Source organism: Chryseobacterium sp. DT-167 (assembly GCF_058310155.1).
On sequence record NZ_JBZEEQ010000007.1, the window covers coordinates 57,427 to 81,965 of the forward strand.

Annotated in this window: 23 protein-coding genes; 11 read left to right on the forward strand and 12 right to left on the reverse strand. The window is 33.7% G+C overall.

Going from position 1 to position 24,539, the window contains the following annotated elements; all coding sequences use genetic code 11:
* Positions 1 to 86: 86 nt before the first annotated feature.
* The gene (locus AC4FQ5_RS10860; RefSeq protein WP_491143196.1) at positions 87 to 662 is read right to left on the reverse strand and encodes a hypothetical protein; all 576 of its coding nucleotides are present in this window, start codon (positions 660 to 662) and stop codon (positions 87 to 89) included.
* A 160-nt stretch (positions 663 to 822) separates the two neighbouring features.
* Between AC4FQ5_RS10860 and AC4FQ5_RS10865 the strand changes: the two genes are divergently transcribed.
* The 3 genes from AC4FQ5_RS10865 (at position 823) to AC4FQ5_RS10875 (ending at position 3,253) form a co-directional block, all read left to right on the forward strand.
* Positions 823 to 1,014: a hypothetical protein gene (locus AC4FQ5_RS10865; protein WP_491143198.1), complete on the forward strand. Its 192-nt coding sequence runs from the start codon at positions 823 to 825 to the stop codon at positions 1,012 to 1,014.
* Positions 1,004 to 1,324 (forward strand): hypothetical protein, encoded by a 321-nt coding sequence (locus AC4FQ5_RS10870; protein ID WP_491143200.1) that lies wholly within the window; start codon positions 1,004 to 1,006, stop codon positions 1,322 to 1,324. The genes AC4FQ5_RS10865 and AC4FQ5_RS10870 overlap by 11 nt, the downstream gene beginning before the upstream one ends.
* A gap of 126 nt (positions 1,325 to 1,450) precedes the next feature.
* Positions 1,451 to 3,253, forward strand: a complete 1,803-nt coding sequence (locus AC4FQ5_RS10875) for an ABC transporter ATP-binding protein (RefSeq protein ID WP_491143202.1) — start codon at positions 1,451 to 1,453, stop codon at positions 3,251 to 3,253.
* 192 nt (positions 3,254 to 3,445) lie between these two features.
* Here AC4FQ5_RS10875 and AC4FQ5_RS10880 read toward each other — a convergent pair whose 3' ends face one another.
* From AC4FQ5_RS10880 to AC4FQ5_RS10890, 3 genes are all read right to left on the reverse strand, one after another.
* Positions 3,446 to 4,483: a peptidylprolyl isomerase gene (locus AC4FQ5_RS10880; protein WP_491143424.1), complete on the reverse strand. Its 1,038-nt coding sequence runs from the start codon at positions 4,481 to 4,483 to the stop codon at positions 3,446 to 3,448.
* A gap of 79 nt (positions 4,484 to 4,562) precedes the next feature.
* Positions 4,563 to 5,075 carry an FKBP-type peptidyl-prolyl cis-trans isomerase gene (locus AC4FQ5_RS10885; protein WP_491143204.1) on the reverse strand — a complete coding sequence of 171 codons (513 nt, stop codon included), beginning with the start codon at positions 5,073 to 5,075 and terminating at the stop codon, positions 4,563 to 4,565.
* 246 nt (positions 5,076 to 5,321) lie between these two features.
* Positions 5,322 to 6,395 carry a branched-chain amino acid aminotransferase gene (locus AC4FQ5_RS10890; protein ID WP_491143206.1) on the reverse strand — a complete coding sequence of 358 codons (1,074 nt, stop codon included), beginning with the start codon at positions 6,393 to 6,395 and terminating at the stop codon, positions 5,322 to 5,324.
* A gap of 84 nt (positions 6,396 to 6,479) precedes the next feature.
* Here AC4FQ5_RS10890 and mnmC2 point away from each other — a divergent pair, with 84 nt between their 5' ends.
* Together mnmC2 and AC4FQ5_RS10900 are read left to right on the forward strand one after the other, a co-directional pair.
* Entirely contained in the window at positions 6,480 to 7,154 is a 675-nt protein-coding gene (mnmC2, locus tag AC4FQ5_RS10895; RefSeq protein ID WP_491143425.1) for a tRNA (5-methylaminomethyl-2-thiouridine)(34)-methyltransferase MnmC2, read from the forward strand.
* Between the two features lie 120 nt (positions 7,155 to 7,274).
* Positions 7,275 to 7,691, forward strand: coding sequence for an NUDIX domain-containing protein (locus tag AC4FQ5_RS10900; RefSeq protein ID WP_491143208.1), 417 nt, complete (start codon positions 7,275 to 7,277; stop codon positions 7,689 to 7,691).
* A 21-nt stretch (positions 7,692 to 7,712) separates the two neighbouring features.
* On the opposite strand, the gene AC4FQ5_RS10905 is transcribed toward AC4FQ5_RS10900, so the two are convergent.
* Positions 7,713 to 8,420: a DUF4294 domain-containing protein gene (locus AC4FQ5_RS10905; protein WP_491143210.1), complete on the reverse strand. Its 708-nt coding sequence runs from the start codon at positions 8,418 to 8,420 to the stop codon at positions 7,713 to 7,715.
* Positions 8,421 to 8,472: 52 nt separating this feature from the next.
* Here AC4FQ5_RS10905 and chrP point away from each other — a divergent pair, with 52 nt between their 5' ends.
* The gene (chrP, locus tag AC4FQ5_RS10910) at positions 8,473 to 9,549 is read left to right on the forward strand and encodes a chryseobasin maturation metalloprotease ChrP (RefSeq protein ID WP_491143211.1); all 1,077 of its coding nucleotides are present in this window, start codon (positions 8,473 to 8,475) and stop codon (positions 9,547 to 9,549) included.
* Between the two features lie 88 nt (positions 9,550 to 9,637).
* Positions 9,638 to 10,288: a ribulose-phosphate 3-epimerase gene (gene rpe / locus AC4FQ5_RS10915; protein ID WP_491143212.1), complete on the forward strand. Its 651-nt coding sequence runs from the start codon at positions 9,638 to 9,640 to the stop codon at positions 10,286 to 10,288.
* Positions 10,289 to 10,658: 370 nt separating this feature from the next.
* On the opposite strand, the gene AC4FQ5_RS10920 is transcribed toward rpe, so the two are convergent.
* The 7 genes from AC4FQ5_RS10920 to AC4FQ5_RS10950 all read right to left on the reverse strand — a co-directional run bounded on the left by AC4FQ5_RS10920 (position 10,659) and on the right by AC4FQ5_RS10950 (position 18,833).
* Positions 10,659 to 11,075, reverse strand: a complete 417-nt coding sequence (locus tag AC4FQ5_RS10920; RefSeq protein WP_491143214.1) for a nucleoside-diphosphate kinase — start codon at positions 11,073 to 11,075, stop codon at positions 10,659 to 10,661.
* Positions 11,076 to 11,364: 289 nt separating this feature from the next.
* Entirely contained in the window at positions 11,365 to 12,291 is a 927-nt protein-coding gene (gene rsgA / locus AC4FQ5_RS10925; protein WP_491143216.1) for a ribosome small subunit-dependent GTPase A, read from the reverse strand.
* Between the two features lie 186 nt (positions 12,292 to 12,477).
* The gene (locus AC4FQ5_RS10930; RefSeq protein WP_491143218.1) at positions 12,478 to 13,560 is read right to left on the reverse strand and encodes a chorismate mutase; all 1,083 of its coding nucleotides are present in this window, start codon (positions 13,558 to 13,560) and stop codon (positions 12,478 to 12,480) included.
* Between the two features lie 376 nt (positions 13,561 to 13,936).
* On the reverse strand, positions 13,937 to 14,464 hold the full coding sequence (locus tag AC4FQ5_RS10935) for a DUF8439 domain-containing protein (RefSeq protein ID WP_491143220.1): 528 nt from the start codon (positions 14,462 to 14,464) through the stop codon (positions 13,937 to 13,939).
* 86 nt (positions 14,465 to 14,550) lie between these two features.
* The gene (gene dnaX / locus AC4FQ5_RS10940; protein ID WP_491143222.1) at positions 14,551 to 15,636 is read right to left on the reverse strand and encodes a DNA polymerase III subunit gamma/tau; all 1,086 of its coding nucleotides are present in this window, start codon (positions 15,634 to 15,636) and stop codon (positions 14,551 to 14,553) included.
* A gap of 88 nt (positions 15,637 to 15,724) precedes the next feature.
* Positions 15,725 to 16,354, reverse strand: a complete 630-nt coding sequence (locus AC4FQ5_RS10945) for a TetR/AcrR family transcriptional regulator (RefSeq protein ID WP_491143223.1) — start codon at positions 16,352 to 16,354, stop codon at positions 15,725 to 15,727.
* Positions 16,355 to 17,030: 676 nt separating this feature from the next.
* The gene (locus AC4FQ5_RS10950; protein ID WP_491143224.1) at positions 17,031 to 18,833 is read right to left on the reverse strand and encodes a hypothetical protein; all 1,803 of its coding nucleotides are present in this window, start codon (positions 18,831 to 18,833) and stop codon (positions 17,031 to 17,033) included.
* A gap of 271 nt (positions 18,834 to 19,104) precedes the next feature.
* Here AC4FQ5_RS10950 and AC4FQ5_RS10955 point away from each other — a divergent pair, with 271 nt between their 5' ends.
* The 4 genes from AC4FQ5_RS10955 (at position 19,105) to crtID (ending at position 24,532) form a co-directional block, all read left to right on the forward strand.
* Positions 19,105 to 20,514, forward strand: coding sequence for a tetratricopeptide repeat protein (locus AC4FQ5_RS10955; protein WP_491143226.1), 1,410 nt, complete (start codon positions 19,105 to 19,107; stop codon positions 20,512 to 20,514).
* 351 nt (positions 20,515 to 20,865) lie between these two features.
* Complete coding sequence (locus AC4FQ5_RS10960; protein WP_491143228.1) at positions 20,866 to 22,221, forward strand: T9SS type A sorting domain-containing protein; 1,356 nt, start codon at positions 20,866 to 20,868, stop codon at positions 22,219 to 22,221.
* Between the two features lie 171 nt (positions 22,222 to 22,392).
* Positions 22,393 to 23,067 carry a MarR family winged helix-turn-helix transcriptional regulator gene (locus tag AC4FQ5_RS10965; protein ID WP_491143230.1) on the forward strand — a complete coding sequence of 225 codons (675 nt, stop codon included), beginning with the start codon at positions 22,393 to 22,395 and terminating at the stop codon, positions 23,065 to 23,067.
* Position 23,068: 1 nt separating this feature from the next.
* Entirely contained in the window at positions 23,069 to 24,532 is a 1,464-nt protein-coding gene (gene crtID, locus AC4FQ5_RS10970) for a bifunctional phytoene desaturase/3,4-desaturase (RefSeq protein ID WP_491143232.1), read from the forward strand.
* Positions 24,533 to 24,539 lie beyond the last annotated feature (7 nt).

The following is a 24,539-nucleotide window of genomic DNA, read 5'->3' on the forward strand; positions in this document are numbered from 1 at the left end:
TTTGTACTAAAGTAGGGATTTATTTGGAAAATGATGAAACTCGGTGTTACTATATAATAAAAACTATCGATTACGAATGCTTAAATTTAAAGTTTATCCAAAACCTTTTTCGGCAGCACCTTCACCAACTGCGATTTATATTCTTTGTCAGCGAAAACCAGCTTCCAGTTTTTTTTATCTTTAGACACGGCACAGACTTTCATCGGGGCAGTAATAATGTATGATTCTTCATTGGCGATGTATTTTACGCTGGCTTTACCATATTTAGAATTCATCATTTCGCCCACTTTCTTTTTCATGTCTTCATTCATAGAGCTTACGTTTCCTTTCATTGTCAGGTAATAATTGGCAATTGAAAAGTATTCAGCATTGATCAGTTCAGGTTTATCTATATTTCCGAATTTCATATCCTGAACTTCAATTTTCATAAATGGGTTGTTGTATGTCATATTCAAAAGCTGAGTGATCTGCTCTTTCGGAATTACTGTGAAAAACTTAGGATACATACTGTTCACCGCCTGATCTATTTTTTTGTATTTAATAGAATTGACAAAGTAAACAAGTGACTTTCTGATTGCCTGATCTTCAGGATTTGCTTTGGTCTGTGCAAATGAAAAATAGGCAGTAAAAATGAATAGCAATGTAATTAATCTGGTTTTCATAGGATGATTTTTTGATCTTAGTATAAAAGTTCTCTTTTGTGTGGCAGGTTTCAAATATATGCAAATTTTTAGTCAAATACTTTAGTGAAAAAAGTTACATTTGAATAAATATTTTATAATTCTGATCCCCTATTATTCTTATTAAAAATTTAATTTAGCAATGATCAATAAATTTATTTTTGGAATTTTTCTTCTGGTTTCTATTTTTTATTCTGGTCAGCAAAAACTATTTTCAACACTCAGGTTTGACAAGGTGGTCATGTATGATTTTTCTGGAGGAAAAGGCGAAGGAATCATTTCAATTATTGAAAGGAAATTTGGCAGAAACTGTAAAAAAGAAAGTGATACTTGATCAAGAAACTGCAAAGATTCTAAGCAAAAAACTGGAAAGTAAAGAATCTTATGGTGGCGGAACTGCTGCATGCTTCAATCCTCATTTGGGAATTGTTTATTATCTGAAGAACAATCCGGTTGCTCATATTTCCGTTTGTTTAGATTGCAACAGACTAAGTTCAAGCAAGAATATTCCGGCTCAGAATCAGGGCAAAATCGGAAAAGGCAAAGACGCTTATTATCTTTCGGATGGAATGAGCAAATCATTCAGAAAATATCTCAACGGATTGCTGAAGAAATATAATTTTTCTCATCAAATCAAGAAGTAAAATTTATACTGACAAGATGCTTTAACGATTGCTTTTGGAAATATTGAATATTGTTTTTAATGTAATATTATATCGCAATCCATCCGATTTATATCTGTAATTTTGCACCCAAGTATTTTTAGAAGAATGAAAACATTATTATATTATTTAAAACCACACAAATGGTTGCTTATCTTGTCTTTGGTATTGACAACAATCAATCAGGTTTTTTCTTTATTCAGTCCCGCAATTACAGGGAATATTCTGGATCAGCTGGTTACGCATCCCAATCATTTTGATAAAGAAAAGGTTGCAGCAAGAACTTTAGACCAATATTTATACGGAACTGATATTTACCATGGAGCATTTTACTTTCTGGGATTATTAATAGGAACTGCGATGATCAGCAGGATTGCCAAAGCGTTTCAGGATTATGTGGTGAATGTGATTACCCAGAAATTCGGAGCCAACATTTTCACTGACGGACTGCAACATTCAATGGCTCTTCCCTATCAGGAATTTGAAGATCAACGAAGTGGCGAAACGCTTTCTATTTTAACGAAAGTAAGAGAAGATTCAGTAAAATTTATTACCAATTTCATCAATATATTCTTCGGAATTCTGGTGAGTATTATTTTCGTTTCGATCTATGCGATCCGTTTGCATTGGTCGATCATGCCGGTTTATGTTGTGGGAATTTTCCTTATTGCTTTTATCACCAATTTATTAAGCAAAAGAATTAAAAATATTCAGAAAACAATCGTTACCGAAACTACCGGATTGGCAGGAAGTACTACCGAAAGTCTTCGTAATATAGAAATTGTAAAAAGTTTAGGTTTAACAAAACAGGAGGTAAAACGTCTGAACAACAATACCTACAAAATTTTAGGACTCGAACTTAAGAAAGTGAAAAGCATCCGTTCACTAAGTTTCATTCAGGGAACGATGGTGAATTTTTTACAGCAGCTAATTACATTGACTCTTTTATATTTGATTTTCAGAAACATTGTAACTCCCGGACAGTATTTATCATTAATGTTTTACGGATTTTTCATTTTCGGACCGATGCAGGAAATCGGAAACATTATCATTTCCTATCGCGAAGCTCAGGCATCATTGCATAACTTTGATACATTAATGAAGAAAGATATCGAAGAAAAACCACAAACCCCAAAACAGATCGGAGCCATTGAAAAACTTGCGTTTGAAAATGTTTCCTTTAAACATCAAAGTGCTTCTTATAAAGCCCTTAATGATATTTCTTTTGAAGTAAAAAATGGAGAAACGATCGCTTTTGTAGGACCAAGCGGTTCGGGAAAAAGTACTTTGGTGAAATTATTGGTCGGATTGTACAGACCGAAAGAAGGATCTATCTTCTACAATAATATCAACGGAAATGAATTTGATTTTGATGAATTAAGAAATCAGATCGGTTTTGTAACACAGGACACTCAGCTTTTTGCAGGAACCATCAAAGAAAACCTTCTATTTGTGAATCCTAATGCTACAGCAGAAGATTTGGATTTAGCTTTAAAAAAATCAAGTGCCACATCACTTATTGAAAGAGCAGACAACGGAATAGACACGATCATCGGAGAAGGCGGACTAAAACTGAGCGGTGGTGAAAAACAAAGGATTGCCATTGCAAGAGCTCTATTAAGAAGACCAAACCTATTGATTTTTGATGAAGCAACATCTGCTCTAGACAGTATAACAGAAGAAGAAATCACGTCGACGATTAAAGATATTTCAGAAGAAAAAGAACAGATTACGGTACTGATTGCACATAGATTAAGCACCATTATGCACGCAGACAGAATCTATGTTTTGGAGCGTGGTCAGGTTATAGAAACTGGTTCACATGAAAACCTTCTGGATCTGAAAGGATTATATTATGCAATGTGGAGACAGCAGATCGGGGAAAGAAAAATGGTGAACCCTGCTGTTTAAAAGGCAATTATAATTATACGTTTTGTATAATATCTTTTTTGTCATTCCGGAGGAATCTAAATAGTTTTTGTTTCTGTGTTAGGATTTCTCCTTAATGTAAAACAGAATGCTTAGAGAGTGGATAATGAAAAATAAATATAAATACAAAAGCCGTCTCTTTCGAGACGGCTTTTGTATTTATAAAAAATTCGATTAAGGAACTTTTACCAATTCCACATCAAAAATTAACCAAGCGTTTGGCGGAATCACTCCTCCTGCACCTCTTTCTCCGTAAGCCATTGCCGGCGGAATCAAAAGTGTAGCAGTTTCACCTTCTTTTAACAACAAGATACCTTCGTCCCAACCTTTGATTACTCTTCCTGTTCCTACAGGAAATTCAAGAGGCTCACCTCTTTTGAATGAAGAATCAAACTCAGTACCGTCTACCAATTTACCTGCATAATGTACAGAAATATTATCACCAGCTTTAGGAGCTTTTCCTTCAGTTTTTTTAGTGATTTTATAATAAAGACCAGACTCAGTTACCTGCATTCCAGCTTTTGCATCATCAACCATTTTCTGCTGATTTGCTTTGAATTCTTCTTCTTTTTTCTTCTTTTCAGCTTCTTCCTTAGCGATAAAAGCTTTGTTATTTTCAGCAATTTTAGCTTTTCCTTCTGTAAAAGTTTTTGCAGCATCGTAACCTTTGTACTCGTCTCCTTTGCTGAAAATACTTACTTTTTCAAGAACGATATCAGTTTTAGGTTTATCCTGAGCTCCTTTTTCTACGTTAGCAATCGCATCGATCACATCGTCACCTTTTACCACTTCTCCAAAGATCGTGTGTCTTCCGTCTAACCAGGGAGTTGCTACTTCAGTAATGAAAAACTGAGAACCGTTGGTGTTTGGTCCTGAGTTAGCCATTGACAAAATACCTTTTCCAGTATGTTTAAGATCGTTTTTTTCGTCTTCGAATTTATAGCCGGGATCACCCATTCCTGTTCCCTGAGGATCACCTCCCTGAATCATGAAATCTTTGATCACTCTGTGGAAGATTGTTCCGTCATAGAAAGGAACCCCTTTCGCTTTCGCTTTGTTATCAATTTTACCTTCTGCAAGACCAACAAAGTTAGCCACAGTTACCGGTGATTTTTTGTCTTCAAACTTTACAATCAAGTTCCCTTTTGTAGTCTGAAGATTAGCATAAAGTCCGTCTTTAAGCCCTTCGTAAGTTTCTTTGTCTACGTTCATTTTCTTATAAATTGGTGTACAACTTAGCAGCGAAACACTTGCAGCTGCCAGAATTATATTTTTGTTAAACAATTTCATTTTATAGAACTTTTAATTTTATAATTAAAGGAATATCGTTATCTATTTTGTTTTCGTCTCCGAAAGTTCCGTAAGCCAGTGATGATGGGACAAGTAAAGTTACTTCTTCTCCGTCCTTCATATATCTCAAAGCATTTTCTACGGCTTTTAATTCATCAAAATGTCCGAATCTTGCGTCATTTCTTTGGATCGGCTTTTCATAAATCTTAGTCTGATCAAAATCATACAGATCATAAGAATATGAAATCGGAGAATCATCAGGTCTTCGCTCTCTTTGATCAAATCCGTTTACTGTTGTCCAATAATTAAGCTGAGTCGGATAAAATTTAATATCCTGACCATTCACCCAATCCTGAATCTGCTGTCTCTCTAATGTGTTGAGATTTTTCATCCGGTTTTTCGAAACATCAAGATCACTTTTACTCAGGACACCACCTACCGGAGGATGAACCTGCGGAGTATTTCTTTTACAGCTTATAAGCCCTAATACGGATATGAGAAGTATTTTTTTCATAAAAAACTTTTGCGAAAATACGCATTTCGGGAATGATTAACAAAACTTGATGAATTTATTATTTTTTTTTAGATTAACTTGTAATCAGGATTTAAAAACATTGATAATTTGTAAGCGATATTTAATATTAAAATTATAGCGGATTAAGTTGACTGTGTAAATTTATTAATGGAAGTAATAGTTCTGTGAATGAAAAAAGTCAGGAAAAACCTGACTTTAACGTATTATTATTTAATTAGTTGAAAATTAAGCTGTTTCTAAAACATCTTTTTCCACCAATACTCTCCATCCGAATGAATCTTCTGTAATGTTGGTCTGTAAGCTGACCAAATCATTTTTCAACAGTTCGGCATAGCTTTCTTCAGCATTAAGTGCAGGAAGTTCTAATTTCTCACCTTTATATCCCAATGCCTTAAACACCGTGGTAACAACGGCTGTACCTACTCCCCAGACTTCTTTTAAAGTTCCGTTTTTATGAGCTTCAACAACAGCTTTTACAGCAATAGGTTCTACTTTGATATCAAGACCTCTTTTTTTCGCCAATTGAATAAAACTGTCTCTGGTAACCCCGTCTAAAATTTTCTCAGAAGTCGGCGGTGTATAAATAGTATTGTTAATTCTTACGAAAACATTCATTGTTCCGCTTTCTTCAAAATATTCGTGTGTTGCATCATCAGTCCAGATGATTTGGTCATAACCTTCTTCCATTGCCAACTGTGTCGGATAGAATGATGCTGCATAATTCCCTGCTGCTTTTGCAGAACCTACTCCACCACTTGCTGCTCTTGAATAGTGATCAGAAATTTTCACAGAAACAGGGTCTGCATAATAACTTTTAGCAGGTGTAGCAACGATTGCAAACATATATTTATTGGCAACTCTTGCTTTTAAAGCCTCTTCCGTAGCGAAAATAAGGGGTCTTATATAGAGAGACATTCCTTCTCCCTGAGGAATCCAGTTTCTGTCGATATTTACTAGTGCTTTAAGACCATCCAAAAACATTTCTTCCGTAACTTCCGGCATTGCCAGACGTTTTGCAGATTTATTGATACGTTCAAAATTCTTTTCGGGCCTGAAAAGGAAAACCTGTCCGTCATTGTCTTTGTAAGCCTTCATGCCTTCAAAACAAGCCTGTCCGTAATTTACTCCCATCATGGCAGGCGTAAATAACAAAGGACCGTAAGGAACCAATTTCACATCGCCCCATTTACCGTTTTCATATTCACAGATGATCATGTGATCACTGAAAGTATTTCCGAACGAAAAATTATTGGGATCGAAAGTAGAAATTCTAGAGTTTTCTGTTTTTTGAATTATCATTTCTTAAAATTTTTATGATGTTCCACAAATTTAACATAATTTTCCAAATATAAAAATTTTACATTAAATTTGAAAAAAAATACTTTGGAAAGAGAAATCAGAACCACAAATGATGGTAGTAAAACGTTGTTTATCAATGAATTAAATGAAAATTATCATTCACACCATGGTGCGTTACAGGAAGCGGAACATGTGTTTATCAAAAATGGATTAAATCTAATAAATGATTACGAAATTAACATTTTAGAACTCGGTTTTGGAACAGGTTTAAACGTTTTAGTTACAATTAATGAATATTTAAAAACTGACAAAAATCATATCATCAATTATTTTACGCTCGAAAAATACCCGATAAATGAATCTGAAATAGAAAATCTGGCATACTTTAACCATTTTGATAACCCAGAATTAAAAAATATTTATCAAAAAATTCATCAGACTGATTGGGAAAAGCCGGTAGAAATCATTAAAGGTTTTAATCTTAAAAAATTACAATGTGACTTTTTTGATCTGAAAAACATTGACCTACCAAAGATTAATCTTGTTTATTACGACTGTTTCGGAGCAAGAGTACAGCCCGACCTTTGGGAAAAACCTTTATTTGAAATGGTTTCTGAAAAAATGAATGTAAACGGACTGTTAACGACTTATTCTTCAAAAGGAAGTGTACGAAGGATTTTAAAAGAGCTTAATTTTCAGGTAGAAAAAAAGCAGGGACCTCCAGGGAAAAGAGAAATGATCAATGCTGTAAAGTTATAAATGATGATAATAATTATAAATTAATTGGCATCTTTATCATCGTGATTGTTTCAAAACTCATAATTTATAAACCGTAACTTTTAACTATTTTCCCTATTTTAGCTTTACAAAATATTAGATATGATAGACAAGATCAACGTAAGAGTTTATGCTTGTGCAGTAAAAGACAACAAGGTTCTCACGCTTTTTGAAGAATATGCAGGACAGCCCTTATTAAAATTCCCGGGGGGCGGATTGGAACTCGGTGAAGGTTTGACAGACTGTCTTCACCGTGAATTTGATGAGGAACTTAATGTAAAGATAGAAATCGTAGAGCATCTTTATACTCAGGAAGATTTTTTGGTGTCGCGTTTTCGGGAGAATGAGCAATTGCTTACTATATATTATATGGTTAAAATCATCAATGAGGAAGATTTTCTGATTCTCGATCCTTGTATCGAAAGAACAGAATGGCTTCCGATTGATGCCAAAATCAATCCTTTCACTTTACCGGTTGATAAAATTGTTTTTGATAAATTAAAAGAAAAATTCCTGTAAGTGTATTACAGGAATATATTTTTACTTAGAAACTTTAAAATCTTTAGCTCCGGGATAAGGCTGTAAATAACCAGAATTCCAATTGGATTGCAAGAGAGATTCTAAAAATTCATCTGTTCTGTTTTTATGTGGATTGTATTGATCTTTTAAATCTATATCTGCGAGTTTTCCTTTTACATTCCACCAGAATGCACTCCATCCGCCTCTTAATTCTTTTACAATTTCAAAAACATTTTTACCTGTAGCACGGTTCATCAATTTGGCGAAAACCTGCCCCTCTGTTGTCGTCAGATCTCTCAATTGCTTTTCATATTGGTCTGCAAGCATATTCTGTCTGTCTTTCACATATTTTCTTTTAGCTGCAGTATCCATTACCTGCATTTCCTTCTGGATATCTCTGTACTGTTGCAAAGCAGTCAAAAATAAAGGATAAACCCTGTATAGTTTTTTATTTAAAAAAAGATAATAATTTTTATCCAGCTGATTATTGAATTTGGGCTTATTAAGCAGTATCAGCTCATCCATCACGACTACTGTTTCCCCATTGATCTCATAAATTTTTGCTTTTTGTCTTTCATCGTAATAGTATTTATTTCCAAATTCGTCCGTTTTTAATTCATCCTGAGGATATTGGCTTAAAGCCTTTGCAATAATGGAATCCCTTTGCTGACCAAAGATCACAGCACTAAAAAAGAAAAGAAAAAGAAAGGTGATTTTATGAATTTTCATTATTTTTACGCGTATTATAACGAAACTTAACTACAAAAATCATTCCTTTAATATGAAATTTGAGAAGAAATCTTTGAAATTTTTAGAGAAATATTTAAACACTTCATCACCAACCGGATATGAACACAGAGGTCAGGAAGTATGGATGAATTACATCACTCCTTACGTTGATAAAATAGAAGTCGACCATTACGGAACGTGCTATGGAATCATCAATCCTGAAGCCGATTTTAAGGTCGTGATCGAAGCTCATGCCGATGAAATATCATGGTATGTCAATTATATTACAGATGACGGATTGATTTATGTGATCAGAAATGGTGGTTCTGATCAAACCATTGCGCCATCAAAGATCGTTCATATTCACGGTGAAAAAGGAATTGTAAAAGGAGTTTTCGGATGGCCCGCTATTCACACAAGAGGTACCAATCAGGATGAGCCGACACCAAAAATTGAAAATATTTTTATCGATTGCGGAGCCACAACAAAACAGGAAGTTGAGGAGTTGGGGATTTTTGTAGGATGTATGATTACCTACCCCGATGAGTTTTTTGAAATGAACGACCGTTATTTTGTTTGCAGAGCTCTGGACAACAGAATCGGTGGATTTATGATTGCTGAAGTTGCAAGACTTTTAAAGGAAAACAAAAAAGAGCTTCCATTCGGTCTCTATATTACAAATTCGGTACAGGAAGAAGTGGGTTTATACGGAGCAGATATGATTGCAGACACTATTAAACCGAATATTGCTATTGTAACAGATGTTACCCATGATACAACAACTCCGATGATTGAAAAGAAAAAAGAAGGCGATCAGAAATGTGGTAATGGTCCCGTCGTATTTTTTGCTCCAAGTGTTCATCATATTATCCGGCAATTAATTATTGACACTGCTAAAAAGAAAGGAATTCCTTACCAAAGAGCCGCAGCCAGCAGAGCTACAGGAACTGACACCGATGCCTTTGCACATTCCAACGGAGGAGTACCGAGTGCGCTGATTTCTTTACCCCTTCGTTATATGCACACTACGGTAGAAATGGTTTCAAAAGAAGATGTAGGAAATGTAATTCAACTGATCTATGAAACACTTTTGAATATAAAACCTGAAATGAAACTGAAGTATCATTAAAAGACATAAAACAAAAAGAGCAGAGAATTTGGATTTTATTCTCTGTTCTTTGTCTTTATTCTCAATCTAATATAAGTATAAAAGTAAAATGAAAACTAAGCTAATTGCGCCTTCCCTTTTATCTGCAGACTTCGGGAATCTGCAAAAAGATATTGAAATGCTGAATAATTCTCAAGCCGACTGGTTGCACATCGATGTGATGGACGGCAGATTTGTTCCCAATATTTCTTTTGGTTTCCCGGTGATGAAGGCTGTTCAGAAACATGCTAAAAAGTTTGTAGATGTTCATTTAATGATTGTAGAACCCGACAGATATGTTGAGGAATTCATCGAGTATGGCGCAGATCTCGTTTCTGTACATTACGAAGCCTGTACCCATCTTCACAGAACAATCAGCCTGATCCAGAACAAAGGCGCAAAAGCAGGTGTTGTATTAAATCCGTCTACCCCTGTTCTAATGCTTGAAGATATTATCGCCGATGTAGATTTAGTATTGTTAATGAGTGTAAATCCTGGGTTCGGAGGACAGAAATTCATTGAAAATACGTACAAAAAAATCGCAGAGACTAAAGATTTAATTTTAAGCAACAATTCTACAGCACTCATAGAAATTGACGGTGGTGTAAATCTGGATAATGCCGCTAAACTTTTTGAAGCCGGTGCAGACGTTTTGGTTGCGGGTAATGCAGTATTCTCTGCAGAAAATCCTGAAAGAACAATTGAACTGCTAAAAGTATAGAGCAAAAAGCAGCCAATTAAAGCTGCTCATTGTTCTCAAATCAGAGAGTTATAATGGTTATTAGTTTCTTAGTTAATAATGCTCAATTAACGATGCCTAGTTGTTAATTTGATTCTTGATTTAACTGATGTAAAGATGAAGATTTTTTAAAAGCAAAAACATCCGTAAAAACACGGAATTTTTATGATAAAAAAATTATAATAACTACACCGAATTAATATTGTTATATGACTAACGATTTAGTAACGTCTTTCATTATTCACCATCAGAACAAAAAAAGTTTAATAATGTCTCGTTATTTATTTTAATTAAATAGTACAAAACAAAAAAATCCGGAAAAATCCGGATTTTTATTTTAAAGTTTTCTTGATTAGAAAATTTCTCTTCCTGAAAAATGGAATTGTGCTTCGATAAGAGCATTCTCATCAGAATCTGAACCGTGCACAGCATTTTCTCCGATGCTTCTGGCAAACATTTTTCTGATTGTTCCGTCAGCTGCTTCAGCAGGATTTGTAGCCCCGATCAAAGTTCTGAAATCTTCAACAGCATTATCTTTTTCCAAAATCGCAGCAACGATTGGTCCTGAACTCATGAAATCTACCAATTCTCCATAAAACGGTCTTTGAGCGTGTACTTCGTAGAATTTTTTTGCATCAGCAACTGTAAGCTGAGTTAATTTTAAAGCTTTGATTTTAAAACCTCCTTCTGAAATTTTTCCTAGAATCGCACCAATATGTCCATCTGCAACTGCATCAGGTTTAATCATAGTGAATGTAATGTTTGACATAAATGTATATTTTTGAATGCTGCAAAACTACAAAAAATATCTAAATATAATTTTATTTATTTTTAACATAAAATAACATTTATTAAGAAAATTATTCTTGTTTTCTGGCATACTAATTGCAACTAATATTTCGATTCTCATGTTTAATTTGAGTTTTCATGGTTATTAGTTTTTACCCAGCTTCGGCTGGGTTTTTTATTACAAAATAAACAGATTAAAATTGCGTATTGATTGCTACAACAGTCAATATGTCAGTAATTGAGAAAAAAAGACATTTATCTATTCAGAATTAGTTTTGAGAATTTTCTTCAGCTTCTTCCATCAGTTTGATGTAGGTTGAATATCGTGAGTTCTGAATCTCACCTGTTTCTAATGCATCCAAAACGGCGCATTTAGGTTCATTGATGTGCATACAATTATGAAATTTACACTCTTTCCTTTTTCTGAAGATTTCGGGGAAATAATGCTGCACTTCTTCTTTTTCAATATCAATCATTGCAAACTCTCTCACACCAGGAGTATCAATCACATTTCCTCCAAAATGCCAGAAATGCATCTGGGCAAAAGTTGTAGTATGTTTTCCTTTAAGATGAGTATCTGAAATTTCTGAAGTACGAAGATTCAAATCAGGTTGCAAAGCATTGACTAAGGTAGACTTTCCACATCCTGAATGACCGAAGAATACTGAAGTCTGATCTTTAAGAAGATCCTGTAAATCTTCCAGGTTTAATTTAGAATAAGATGAAATTTCCAGACTGTCATAGCCAATTTCCTGATACAGAAACTGAATATCTTTTACAACTTCTATTTCTTCCTCATTTAAGACATCAATTTTATTAAAAAGAATTAAGGGTTTTATATTGTAAGCTTCGCAACAGGCAAGGAAACGATCTAAGAAACCGAAAGAGGTTTCAGGATGTTTTAAAGTAAAGATAAAACAGGCCAGATCAATATTTGAAGCAATAATATGTGCTTCTTTCGAAAGGTTGACCGATTTTCTGATCAGGTAATTTCTGCGTGGTTCTATCTTTGTAATCCACGCAATATCATCCTTCTCCAGCTGAAACTCGACAAAATCTCCCACAGCAAGAGGATTGGTCAGTCTGGTTTTGATCAGCTTGAATTTCCCACGGATTCTCGCTTCAAAAATCTTTCCGGTTTCCATTTCCAAAACCTGATACCAGCTTCCTGTAGATTTAATGATTTTTCCTTTCATATATATGAATGCAAATATAAGGAATTAGGATTTAGTTCGTATCATGGTTAGGTTTTAAACATAAGTTTTATCATTCCGGAGGAATCTCGACAAGATTTTTTTATTCATCTCGAAGTTTAGATTCCTCCGGAATGATAAACAATATATTTATTTATCAATTCTAAATTCTTTTATACTTTATGCTTTCTACATTCTATCAATCATGATATTATTTTGTTTCTCAATAGATTCTTCATGAATTGCTTTGAAAACCTTCTCTATAAAATCCTGTGACATCCCTGTTTCTTTAGCCTTTTGTACAGCATATTCTGTAATCACTTTCCAACGTTCCGGCTGGAAGATCGCAATATCGTTTTCTTTCTTCAGCTTACCGATCTTCTCCGAAATTTTCATTCTTTGAGAAAGCAATTCAATCATTTGAAAATCAATATCGGAAATCAATGTTCTATGCCTTCCCATTTCGTTATCAAAACCTGCCAAACCAGAATTTCTCACTTTTAAATTTGAAATTAATTCTGCCAAAACTTCCGGTGTGATCTGTTGAGAAGCATCACTCCATGCTTCATCCGGATTAGAATGAGTTTCAATAATTGCACCTTGGTAACCAACATTCAAAGCTTCCTGCGTAATATCTGCCAAACCGGTTCTGTTTCCGCAAATATGGGAAGGATCTACCAACATCGGAATATTGGGAAACTGACTTTTAAAATCTAAAGCAATCTGCCAGTTAGGATTGTTTCTGTATTTTGTTTTTTGGTACGTTGAAAATCCGCGGTGTATAACGCCTAGATTTTTAATATCTTGTCCAAGAAGTCTTTCTAAAGCACCAATCCACAAAGCCAAATCCGGATTCACAGGATTTTTAACCAAAACTGTTTTCTCAGTTCCTTTTAAAGCTTCAGCGATTTCCTGAACGGTAAAAGGATTAACTGTTGATCTTGCGCCGATCCAGAGAATATCGACATCAGCTTCCAAGGCTGCTGCAACGTGATGTGCGTTGGCAACTTCGGTAGCGGTTTTAAATCCGTATTCTTGTTTTACTTTTTTTAACCAGTTTAAACCAATTACTCCAACTCCTTCAAAACCATTTGGTTTGGTACGTGGTTTCCAGATTCCTGCACGAAAAATCGGAACCTGAGCCTTGGTATCTTTTATTCTTTTTGCTGTCTCCAACATTTGAGCTTCGCTTTCTGCACTGCAAGGTCCTGCAATCATCATCGGTTGTGGAAACTCTTTGATCCAGTCGTTTTTTAATTCTGTTAAGTTCATATTGTAAAGTATTATTTATTTAAATTTTATATTCAATGACAAAGCCTTATAAAGTTGCTTTATAATTCTTTTCAAAAAATTTGATACAAAAATGTAATGAAATCGGAAATGGAAAATGATTGATTTTCCTGTATTTTTTGAGAAAGAAATTCAGTTAGCTGTACCAATAAAATCGATAATACGTTCTGAAATTTCTATAATAAAAAGATGAAAAACTAAAATAACTGCTAAAAAAATCAGCAGGTGCAAAAGTAGACAGATATGGGAATGATAACTTTTCCACTTTGAGATTAAGAATGTCTATTTCTAGTTTTTTTAAATAAAATATTTTTCTGAAAAACAACATTTCAGCGAAACATTTGACAAATATATAAAATTAAGTCAAATCAAACTTCATTAAATCGTCAAGATCTTTCAACAATGGATTGATTTCTACAAATTTCTCGAATATCTTTTTCTTTGTAACTACCTCAATTTTAAGATTTTCGTGATCTTTTTTATAATCAAATTCAATTGTGTAATTATTTACTTTTCTTTTAAAATGATTAAAAAATTCACCGCTTATCTTATCAAATTCAGCTTTTGCAGACTCAGAAGGATACAAAACCTGGATCACTTTTTCGCTGACCTTTACTAATTTAAAAGATTTAATGGCATTAAAAATGAAAGGTTCTTTGGTACGTAACTGCATGAGAAGCAGATTCCATTCTGCCTGAAGATCGGTATCTGTGAAATGATGTTCCTGCAAATGATCATTTTTAACTATAACAGTTTCTTCAACTTCCTGCTTATCTTCCTTATTGATAAAGGAATTGATGCTGAAACCTGATGAAATCTTTGGTCTTGATAATGGTTTTGAAGCCGTTTTAATTGTCAATTCTGCAGGCGGATCTGTAGCAACCAATGTAGTTACTTCGATCTCCTCTTTCTTTTCTTCGGCTTTTGATGGTAACTTTACCTCTTGCTTTTCATGAAGAAAGGGAGCTAATATTATAAACTTTTTTTTTTAGCAACGTCTCCAGCAGCCGTTAGAGAAGCCAATTGCATTAAAGCAATTTCTACTGTAAGCCTCGGATTTTTAGAATTTTTATAATTAATATCTGCGTGGTTGCAAATTTCGATACCATCTATCAGTTGCTGAGCATTCCACTTTTGAGCCTGCTCGACAAATTTTGTTTTCGTTTGTTCGCCAACTTCGATCAGATCAATTGTTGAAGCATTCTGAGCCATCATCAGATCTCTGAAATGATTTCCTAAACCTGCAATGAAAATATGGGGATCAAAACCTCTTTTTACGATTTCATTAAATGCAAAAAGTACTTCCGGAATTTTATTTTCTTTTGCAAAATCTACAATTTTCAGATACTGATCATAATCTAAAATATTGAGAACTTCAGCAGCTTTTGCCAAAGTAATATTTTTCTGAGAAAAGGTAGATAATCTGTCGAAGATTGAAAGTGCATCTCTTAAAGCTCCGTCTGCTTTTTGGGCAATCAGATATAAGGCATCATCTTCGTACTTGATGCTTTCTTTTTCAGCAATTCCTTTCAAATGTTCCTGAATGTCAAGAATGGTAATTCTCTTAAAATCATAGATCTGACAACGGGATAATATCGTTGGAATAATTTTATGCTTTTCAGTTGTAGCCAAGATGAAAATCGCATGAGCGGGAGGCTCTTCCAAAGTTTTCAGAAATGCATTAAAAGCTGCAGATGACAGCATATGCACCTCGTCAATAATATACACTTTGTACTGACCAACCTGAGGTGCAAATCGCACCTGATCAATCAATTCACGAATATCATCAACAGAGTTATTGGAAGCTGCATCTAATTCATAAATATTATATGCAAACCCGTCTTCTGAAACAGAACCGTCTTTTTCGTTGATTTTTCTCGCTAAAATTCGGGCACAGGTTGTCTTTCCTACTCCACGTGGACCGCAGAATAACAATGCCTGTGCTAACTGATTTTCTTCAATAGCATGCTCTAAAGTATCTGTAATATGAGATTGCCCAACAACGGTGTCAAACTGTTGCGGACGGTATTTTCTTGCAGATACGATAAAATTTTCCATAGCCCAAAAGTAAGAAATATAGTTTTAATCTGAAAGTATAAAATTTCAAATTTGGATAAAACCTAAGCTTAACTTTTGTAAAAGATAATTATTTCTTCTGATATGCAAAATCTATGATATCAACAATCGCTTTCTCAATTTTCTTTCTTCCGTCTTCGGTTTTGGTATCGATCCCGCAGAATGTGGTTCCGTTATAAGCCGTATAAAGATTGAGGTGATAAATTCCTGCAACCAGCAACGCAGTAATCGCTCTGTATTCATCAGATTTTTCACCAAAATGAGGATCTGTGATATTTTTAAATAAACCCTCCCCAACTTCCTCACGCTGCTCGAATATTTTTCTAAGAACAGGACGGCTTTCAGAAAGCTCCCATACAATAATTTTCTGAAGCTCTTTGTTTTTTCTCAGACTTTCAAACTGATTGAGTAAAGCCATTTTTGACATTTCTTTACCACCATCAGAAAGATCTACATTCATATCTTTCTCATCTACCCTGCTCCAATAATCCTGTGATCTGATGTATTCATCAATAAGCTTATCTGTACTTCCGAAGTATTCGTAGATTAATTTTTTATCGAAACCGGCTACGGCAGCGATTTTACTTACCATTAATCCTGAATAACCTTTAGTTTTCAAAATTTTCCCAACTGCATTCAGCAATTTCTGTTTGGTTTTTTCTTTATCCCTGATAGGACCTTGTACAACTTTTCTAGGCATCGTTTATTATTTAAAACTGCAATAAAGCAGTTAATTATTTTTATTTTTAAAAAAAATAAAGGTGAAATCTTTGAGAGAAATTTTCTGATCTTATGTTTCTCTGTTTAGTCACCGTTCTTTTATAAAAAAGCATCCGGAATTGTATAGATGTCCCGCTTTTTTGAAAAAGACTTATAATAATTACGATATTAATATTGGTTTGGATTTGGCTTAACTATAAAATATTTATTTGTAAATACTTGCAATATCAATTGTACTCCACCAGCAAAGCTATCAAAAAAATAATTATCATTTTGAACTGATAGTATGATTCACAATTGAGCTATGGCTGCAAAGTAAATTTACATATTAATTCTTTATTTTTCAAATATTTTTTCAGCTTCTAAAATTATACCAAATAAATTTAATAATAAAATTCGCCGTTTATTTAATAATAAATAAATGGAGTCTGACATGAACTTGCATATTGTGTATTCAGCAAATGTACATTCAAATTTTTACTTTATATTATTAATTGCTATAATATATTTATACAAATATAAGATTATCTTCACTTTATCAATAAAAAATCTCGATTATTGTGTAATCGAGATCAGTGCTACAGGTGTTTCTGACATATTTTTTTCAAACAAAATACAAGTATGATTTATTTGATTTATTTGTTTTTTCTTTCAAATTATAAGATTTCCGGAATCTTAATATTCAAAAGTAAAAATTCATTTTCGGTAAGCTGATTCTTAATTTTTTCATTATTGTTTTTGAAATATCCTGACTGGTCAAAAAGATTTTGATAATATTCTATCCCGGTAAGAAGATTACTTTTGAACGTATTCCACTTTTTGATTTGCGCATTGCTCAAGCTTCCTGAAAAATCTTCGATCTCTTTCTGTAAATATTTGATATACATTCTTAGCTCGTTAATAAACATATGAGGACGCTCATCTGGAATGATGTTTTTATTTCCGTAAATATGTTTTACCATTTCCGAAAGCGAAAATTCTTTATCAAAATAGGCGAGATTCGGACCCGGACAAATAACAACTCCCTGTTTTTCTCCCTTTATAGAAAGATGGTTTTCGATATATGCAGAATTTACCAATCCTACGCACAGGCAAGATTTACCGGTAATTTCCTTTTCTTTTTTCTCAAACTGATGATTGGTCATTTCATGTTTTTGAAGTACAAGCTCATTCAATTTGATTTCCTGGTATTTTTTAGAAGCTGTACAAATTCCTTGTGGAGAATATTCTTTATTTAATGCCAATAGCTTTTTCGGACACGCACTTCCGTATTTGTTTTTAGCTGCTTTCTGTTTTTTTATAGTTTCATTGGATGTGCCTTTTACCGTGTTGAAAGGGACTCCAAGAGGAGAAATATGACTCAGATAAAAATCTTTTTCTTTTGACCGGGCCAGTAAATTCCGGGTTTCCTGATCTACAGAAGTGGCTTCCGGTACAAGAAGAAAAGGAGAACCCCAACCAACACTGTCAACAAGGTAATTTTCCAACAAAAAATCATGTTCCTCGGAAGTTCCTACTCCGCCCTGCACTGTAATTTTCATTTCCATTGGTTTTGGTGGGACAAATTTTCCTTTCTGTTCTAATGCAGGAACTATTAAAGAATGTGCAGAATTTATCAGTTCGCATTTTTTCTGCTTAAATTCTTCCATGATCGGTCCCAAAAGCAAACCTTCAGTTGCAAAAGCATGACCACCACAATTTAAACCAGATTCAATTCTGTACTCAGAAACCCATACCCCTTTTTTTGCTAAAAAATTACCCTGAATCATCGCAGATCGGAAATCACTTACTTTTAAAATTATTTTCTTTTTTAAAATTCCTTCGTTATCCGGAAAAAAGTCATCAAATTCTTCAATGTAAGAATATAACCGGGGATTCATACCCGCTGATAAAATCATGGAAGATGAAAGTTTACTTTTTGCAAAACCTCTCAAAGATGCATGTGCATCATTATAAATGGCAGGAAGCTGTTTGTTTTTAACAAAATTATCTTTATCTACTTTTGTCATTATGTTTACATCGATATTTCCCGGATTAATATTTTTCTCGATGAAATTTTTAAGCTGACATCCGAAATAATCTCTGTTTTCGGAAAGATTCTGAAGTGTACTTTTGATGTCTGAAGTGTTTGGAAGAATGGCAATAAAGTTTTTTAAAGCTTCTTTGTTCTTTGAAATCTCCTGTTTGAACGATCTGAATTTCTCGTTAACAATATCGTCCACCAGATTGAGATAATCTGTAATTCTTTTTGCTCTGTAATCTTCAGTTTTTGTTGAGATTTCAGGATAGCTGAGATTGAATTTGCTGTTGTAGAAGTTTTTCATCTTCTCAATAATATCATCATCAATTATAGATATCACTGAGGATATTCCGTATTGCGCAACCCGTATCGGCGAGTCAATCGTGTAAGCCAGTCCCATCACCGGAATGTGAAAGCTGTGTAATGGTTTTTTAATCATTTAATTAGATATAAAATAAATTAACCTTCATCGGATAAATGAAAGCTTAAATGATCTGAAAACCTAACACCTTATTAATATTCTTAATTCGGATGCTGTAAAATTATAATTTTGAAAATAATTATACAATCAATACAATAAAAAAAACAAAGAATCTGTTTTTTATCATTTTTCATATTCTGATAATAATTAACAATAATTGAATAATTTTTAAGTAAATTAGCACCACACCTCACAAAAAATCATTTAAATTACCATCTGAACGTATAAAATGAGAAGGGTTTTTCTGAAAATTACATATTTGGTTATTATACTGTTGGGTCTTTGTATCAAAGCTCAACGATCTGCTGATGTAGATAGACTCAGGAATAAGGTATCCGAAAATTCTAAACTTTTCAATACCAATATCGATAACGCATACCGGGAAGCAGGAACATTGTTACGAACATCACGTATCCTAAAAGATTCGCTTTCTGAGATGAAGCTTCTTGACAGAAAATGCCGCTATTTTTACAGCAAAAATCTTACAGACAGTTTAATTGTATCTGCTGAAAATTTACAGAAAAAATCACAAGAATTTGGAGATTCTTACTATCAGGCGATGGCAAATATTTATCTTGCGGAAACTTATTCTATTAATAAATTCCATGATAAAGCGATTCATTATCTGAATACTGCGTATGATATCGTTCAAAAAGACCGTTCTAAATCAAAAAAGATATTTTACGCAAAATCTAATATACTGAATAGTTATTCAAATATTTATCTCGATATCAATCAGCCAAGAAAAGCGGCAAAAAAAATTCTTGAGGAAATAAACAGCGCAAAACAGCTTACTGATGCTGATGAATATGCCGGGTTTCAATATTTAAACTATTCAAACCTTGCCAATATTTATGTTCAGTACAATATAGATTCTGCAGACTATTATGTAAGAAAATCTATGAAAATAAAGCCAGATGGACTCTCAAACGATAAGCCGATGGTTTCCAACTATACCGTGCTTGGCGAAGTGATGAAATCAAAAGGAGATTTTGAGAATGCTATCAGTAATTTTCATAAAGCACTTTCCATCAGCAAAAAAAACGGAATAGAGCTCAATAAAATCAATATTTACAAAGCTCTGCAAGAAATTTACATCAAAAAGAAAAATAAAGACAGTGCAGATTATTATCAGCAGAAGCTAAAGCAACTTGACCTAAATATTTTGCAGAGTAAGTACAACTCTCTTCAAAAAGTAATTGAAAAAGAAAAGATTGAAGAAAACGAAAACAGTTCTCAAAAATTGATTCTTTTCGGAATGGCTTTTATTATTCTCATGGGTGTTTTCGGATTTTTCATGTACAGATTCCAAAGAAAAAACAAGAAAGATACTGATCTTAATTTGCAGGAAACTTATAACCAACTGATAAATTTAATCAAAAATAAGGACGAATCTTTTATGTTTGCCTTTGAGAATGTTTTTCCACAATTCTCCGGTAAATTACTCAATATTAATTCTGATCTTCAACAGTCCGAAATTGAATTTTGTGCGCTTTTGAAACTTAAGTTAACGACCAAAGAGATTGCACAGTATACTTTCATAGAAACCCGTACTGTGCAAAATAAGAAATACAGGCTGAGAAAGAAATTGGAAATTCCTGCAAACGAAGATATTTATCAGTTCATAGATCATATTTAAACAGAATATCATCATCATAAAAGCCATTATCATTTCATTAATGATAATGGCTTTTGCTTTCTGACAATTCAATATAAAAAAATATTTTTTTTTCACTCCAAAAATTTAAATCAATTAAACTGAAAACGAAAAATTTACATTTTTACATTGCAGATTAATCAAAAATATCGAACATAACCCATAAAGTATCTAATGAGTATCTTATTTAAGTTGTAAATCTTCAAGATATTTTCATTTTGATCAATCAAATTCTACATTTGTCAAATAATTATTCCAGCAGTTGAAGTAGTAAAATTTAATTTATTAAAACTTGAAAACGACATAAAAATTATAAAACTAATATTAATTATCATGAAGAAAAACTACATTATTACATCGAGAAGAATACTTTTACTCCTGGCAGTTACTTTAAGTTTTCTTTCTTTAAAAGCTCAGCAGTGGGAAAATGTAGGATCGGCAGCTAATGTTTCTGCAGGAGGCTCAAGTTATAACAATTTAGTAATTGATGGTACAGGAAAATATTATTTATCCTATTACGACACTTCGGTTTCCAAAGGTTCTGTACAAAAGTTTGAAGGAAACTCCTGGTCATATTTAGGAGGAACAGCAGGTATTACAACGGGTATTGCACTCTATAATTCCTTATCTTTAGATGGTCTGGGTAATGTCTTTTACACCAATCAGGGAACAGGATTAGAAGTACGGAAGTTTTCCGGATCTGCATGGTCTTCTATAGTAAGTGCTACAACTAATACGGTAAATTATCACGCTTCAGCAGTATCACCGGCAAATATTCTCTTTACTTATGCTTCTGACGGATCAGGAACTGTAAGACGATTTGTGAACAACGCCTGGGAACAAGTTGGGAATGCAGGCTTCTCCAGCGGAGCAGCTTTTGCTGAAATGGTGATCGGAACCAATAATAAAGTGTATACTTGCAATGTATCGAGCGGTGTAAGAGTTTACGAGAACACTACAACCGCAACAACTGCTGATGGCTGGACAATGGTTGGAGGTGCGATTGTAGACACATCATCTTCCGGCGAACAATATACTTCTGATATTGCGATAGACGGGAACAACAACTTATATGTTGCCTATATCTCAAACTCTACGAACGGAAGAAAAATAAATGTGAAAAAATGGAACGGCACTTCATGGAGCCAGGTTGGAAACGCCAATTTTTCTGCAAAAGCTGTTCAGCATCTTGCGATTGCAGTCACTTCAGGAGGAACACCTTATGTTGTTGCCAGTCAATGGGACAGCTCTGACGGAAATCACCTGAAAAATACAGTGTATAAATTTGACAGTACAACAAATACATGGTCTCCTTTCGGTGGAAATTTCGTTTCTGACGATCAGGCTACTTATAATGATTTGGCAATAGATCCTCTGAATAATTATCTGGTGGTTGCATATTCACAAGGTGGAACCAAAGTAAAAAGAATTTCTTTGTCAAATCTATCAGTTATTGATGCCAAAAAAGAAGTTTCAGCTATCTATCCTAACCCAACCACAGGAGTTTTTTATTTAAAAAGTGAAGACAATATAAAATTAATACAAGTTTCTGATGCTGCCGGAAGAATAATTAAGTCTCATAATAATGCCGGAAAAATAGATATTTCAGAAGCAGAAGCGGGTGTATATTTTGTAACAATTGAGACAGAAAGAAGTAAAATTATTACCAAAAAAATCATCAAAAAATAAAAATTTTCATACCATTATTAGAATTTAGAATTAGAGAGAATAAGACTTTGCCTGCAGAGTCTTATTTTTTATTAATATAAACCGTTTTGTGGAATCATTTTTGATGCAGAATAAAATATAAATAAACATTATTTTATAATTAATGAATATTTATACTCTAAATTTATCTAAATGGATTTTGATTTAATAAAAGATGCAGTCTCACTACTCGAAGAATTTAACTTGAGCAATAAAAATTCTTCGTATCCTTCAACAATTGACGGCTTCAAAACCTGGATTTCTGATCAGGAATCTCAAAAGCGTAATCATAATAACTCTTCTGTCAGCTGGGAAGGGAAAGATCAGGGACGAAGCCCTGAAAGCGCAATCAGCACTTTACTTGTACATCTTAACCGATATGCAAAATCATATTCCAAATCTGCCATTTCCGATTCTGAATTTTCTACCCAGGAAGATTTCATTTATTTGATTAATCTGAAAGCTTTTGGTGCGATGTCAAAAATTGACTTGATCAAAAGAAATATTCATGAAAAACCTGTGGGAATTCTGATCATCAACCGACTTTTGAATCATGGCTGGATTCGGCAAACCGATTCTATACAAGATAAAAGGATCAAACTGGTAAATATTACCCAAAAAGGTATTGATGTCTTAGAAAAACAGATGAATAAAATCCGTCAGGCAACAAATATTGTTTCTGGGAACCTCACTTATTCAGAAAAAATGGACTTGATCCGCATTATGAATAAGCTGAATCAATTTCACCATCCGATTTATCACAAAAATATTGACAGTAAAGAGCTCATAGAAACCGTTTATAAAGATTTCTCATTCGAAAATAATTAATATGAGTAAGATAGCAATTATAGGATCAGGATTTTCAGGTTTGTCGGCAGCAGCTTACTCGGCACAAAAAGGTCATGAAGTTCATGTATTTGAAAAGAACAACAGTCTGGGAGGAAGAGCCAGAAAATTTGTAACAGACAACGGTTATACCTTTGATATGGGACCAAGCTGGTATTGGATGCCCGATATTATTGAAAATTTTTTTTCAGATTTTGGTAAGAAAACTTCAGATTATTTTCAGCTAGTCCCTTTAAATCCACAGTTTGAAATGGTTTTCTCAGACGGAACAATGCAGATTCCGCATGATTATAAGGAGATGCGAACTCTTTTTGAAAACACTGAAAAAGGGGCCGGGAAAAAACTGGATGAATTTATGGATGACGCTCAATATAAATATGAAGTCGGGATGAAAGATTTCGTCAACAAACCTTGTCACTCATGGTTTGAATTTGTTTCTCCGAAAATTGCTAAAAGTGCTTTAAAGCTTGACCTATTATCTAATTTCCACAAATTTGTCAGAAAATATTTTAAAGACCCGAAATTGATCATGTTGATGGAATTTCCGGTAATTTTTCTCGGTGCTGCGCCAAAAGATATTCCCGCATTATACAGTTTGATGAATTATGGCGGTTACAAATTGGGAACTTGGTATCCAATAGGCGGATTTTCTAAGGTTACTGATGCGATGGCAAATGTTGCAAAAGTGCAAGGGGTTCAATTTCATTTAAATTCAAATATAGATTCTATAAAAGTTAATAAAAATAAAGCTACTGCGATCTCGGTAAACGGAACGGATATTGAATTTGACACCGTAATTGCATCGTCTGATTATCATCATACAGAAAACAGTTTACTTCCTGAAGAATATAGAAATTACACAGAAGATTACTGGAAAAAAAGAACTTTTGCGCCTTCATGTTTAATTTATTATTTAGGATTTAAAGAAAAAATTCCAAATCTGAAGCATCATACTTTGTTTTTTGAAAATGATCTGGGTCTGCACACAACAGAAATTTATGATGATAAAAAATGGCCGACAAAACCTTTGTTTTATGTGTGTTGTCCTTCAAAAACAGATGAGAATGTAGCTCCTGAAAATTGTGAAAACGTATTTCTTCTGATGCCTGTTGCAACCGGTTTGGAAGACAGTGAAGAAAAAAGAGAGAAATATTTTGACGAAATGATTCTCAGGCTCGAAAAACATACCGAAACTTTAGATTTAAAATCAAAACTAGATTATAAAAAAAGCTATTGCATCAAAGATTTTAAAGAAGACTACAATGCATATGAAGGAAACGCCTACGGATTGGCAAACACACTCTCCCAGACAGCAGTCCTGAAACCTTCATTAAAAAATAAAAAAGTAAGCAATTTGTTTTATACAGGACAATTGACCGTTCCGGGACCGGGAGTCCCGCCGTCAATTATTTCAGGAAAAATTGCAGCCATAGAAGCAACAAAATAAACCAGGA

Bases quoted from the DNA above. Each gene is read 5' to 3' on its own strand.
- AC4FQ5_RS10880 (WP_491143424.1), bottom strand. From the start codon at position 4,483: ATGAACGTAGACAAAGAAACTTACGAAGGGCTTAAAGACGGACTTTAT.
- AC4FQ5_RS10955 (WP_491143226.1), top strand. From the start codon at position 19,105: ATGAGAAGGGTTTTTCTGAAAATTACATATTTGGTTATTATACTGTTG.
- AC4FQ5_RS10960 (WP_491143228.1), top strand. From the start codon at position 20,866: ATGAAGAAAAACTACATTATTACATCGAGAAGAATACTTTTACTCCTG.
- crtID (WP_491143232.1), top strand. From the start codon at position 23,069: ATGAGTAAGATAGCAATTATAGGATCAGGATTTTCAGGTTTGTCGGCA.
- rpe (WP_491143212.1), top strand. From the start codon at position 9,638: ATGAAAACTAAGCTAATTGCGCCTTCCCTTTTATCTGCAGACTTCGGG.
- dnaX (WP_491143222.1), bottom strand. From the start codon at position 15,636: ATGGAAAATTTTATCGTATCTGCAAGAAAATACCGTCCGCAACAGTTT.
- AC4FQ5_RS10890 (WP_491143206.1), bottom strand. From the start codon at position 6,395: ATGATAATTCAAAAAACAGAAAACTCTAGAATTTCTACTTTCGATCCC.
- AC4FQ5_RS10930 (WP_491143218.1), bottom strand. From the start codon at position 13,560: ATGAACTTAACAGAATTAAAAAACGACTGGATCAAAGAGTTTCCACAA.
- AC4FQ5_RS10920 (WP_491143214.1), bottom strand. From the start codon at position 11,075: ATGTCAAACATTACATTCACTATGATTAAACCTGATGCAGTTGCAGAT.
- chrP (WP_491143211.1), top strand. From the start codon at position 8,473: ATGAAATTTGAGAAGAAATCTTTGAAATTTTTAGAGAAATATTTAAAC.
- AC4FQ5_RS10875 (WP_491143202.1), top strand. From the start codon at position 1,451: ATGAAAACATTATTATATTATTTAAAACCACACAAATGGTTGCTTATC.
- rsgA (WP_491143216.1), bottom strand. From the start codon at position 12,291: ATGAAAGGAAAAATCATTAAATCTACAGGAAGCTGGTATCAGGTTTTG.
- AC4FQ5_RS10945 (WP_491143223.1), bottom strand. From the start codon at position 16,354: ATGCCTAGAAAAGTTGTACAAGGTCCTATCAGGGATAAAGAAAAAACC.
- AC4FQ5_RS10885 (WP_491143204.1), bottom strand. From the start codon at position 5,075: ATGAAAAAAATACTTCTCATATCCGTATTAGGGCTTATAAGCTGTAAA.
- AC4FQ5_RS10865 (WP_491143198.1), top strand. From the start codon at position 823: ATGATCAATAAATTTATTTTTGGAATTTTTCTTCTGGTTTCTATTTTT.
- AC4FQ5_RS10860 (WP_491143196.1), bottom strand. From the start codon at position 662: ATGAAAACCAGATTAATTACATTGCTATTCATTTTTACTGCCTATTTT.
- AC4FQ5_RS10950 (WP_491143224.1), bottom strand. From the start codon at position 18,833: ATGATTAAAAAACCATTACACAGCTTTCACATTCCGGTGATGGGACTG.
- AC4FQ5_RS10965 (WP_491143230.1), top strand. From the start codon at position 22,393: ATGGATTTTGATTTAATAAAAGATGCAGTCTCACTACTCGAAGAATTT.
- AC4FQ5_RS10900 (WP_491143208.1), top strand. From the start codon at position 7,275: ATGATAGACAAGATCAACGTAAGAGTTTATGCTTGTGCAGTAAAAGAC.
- AC4FQ5_RS10905 (WP_491143210.1), bottom strand. From the start codon at position 8,420: ATGAAAATTCATAAAATCACCTTTCTTTTTCTTTTCTTTTTTAGTGCT.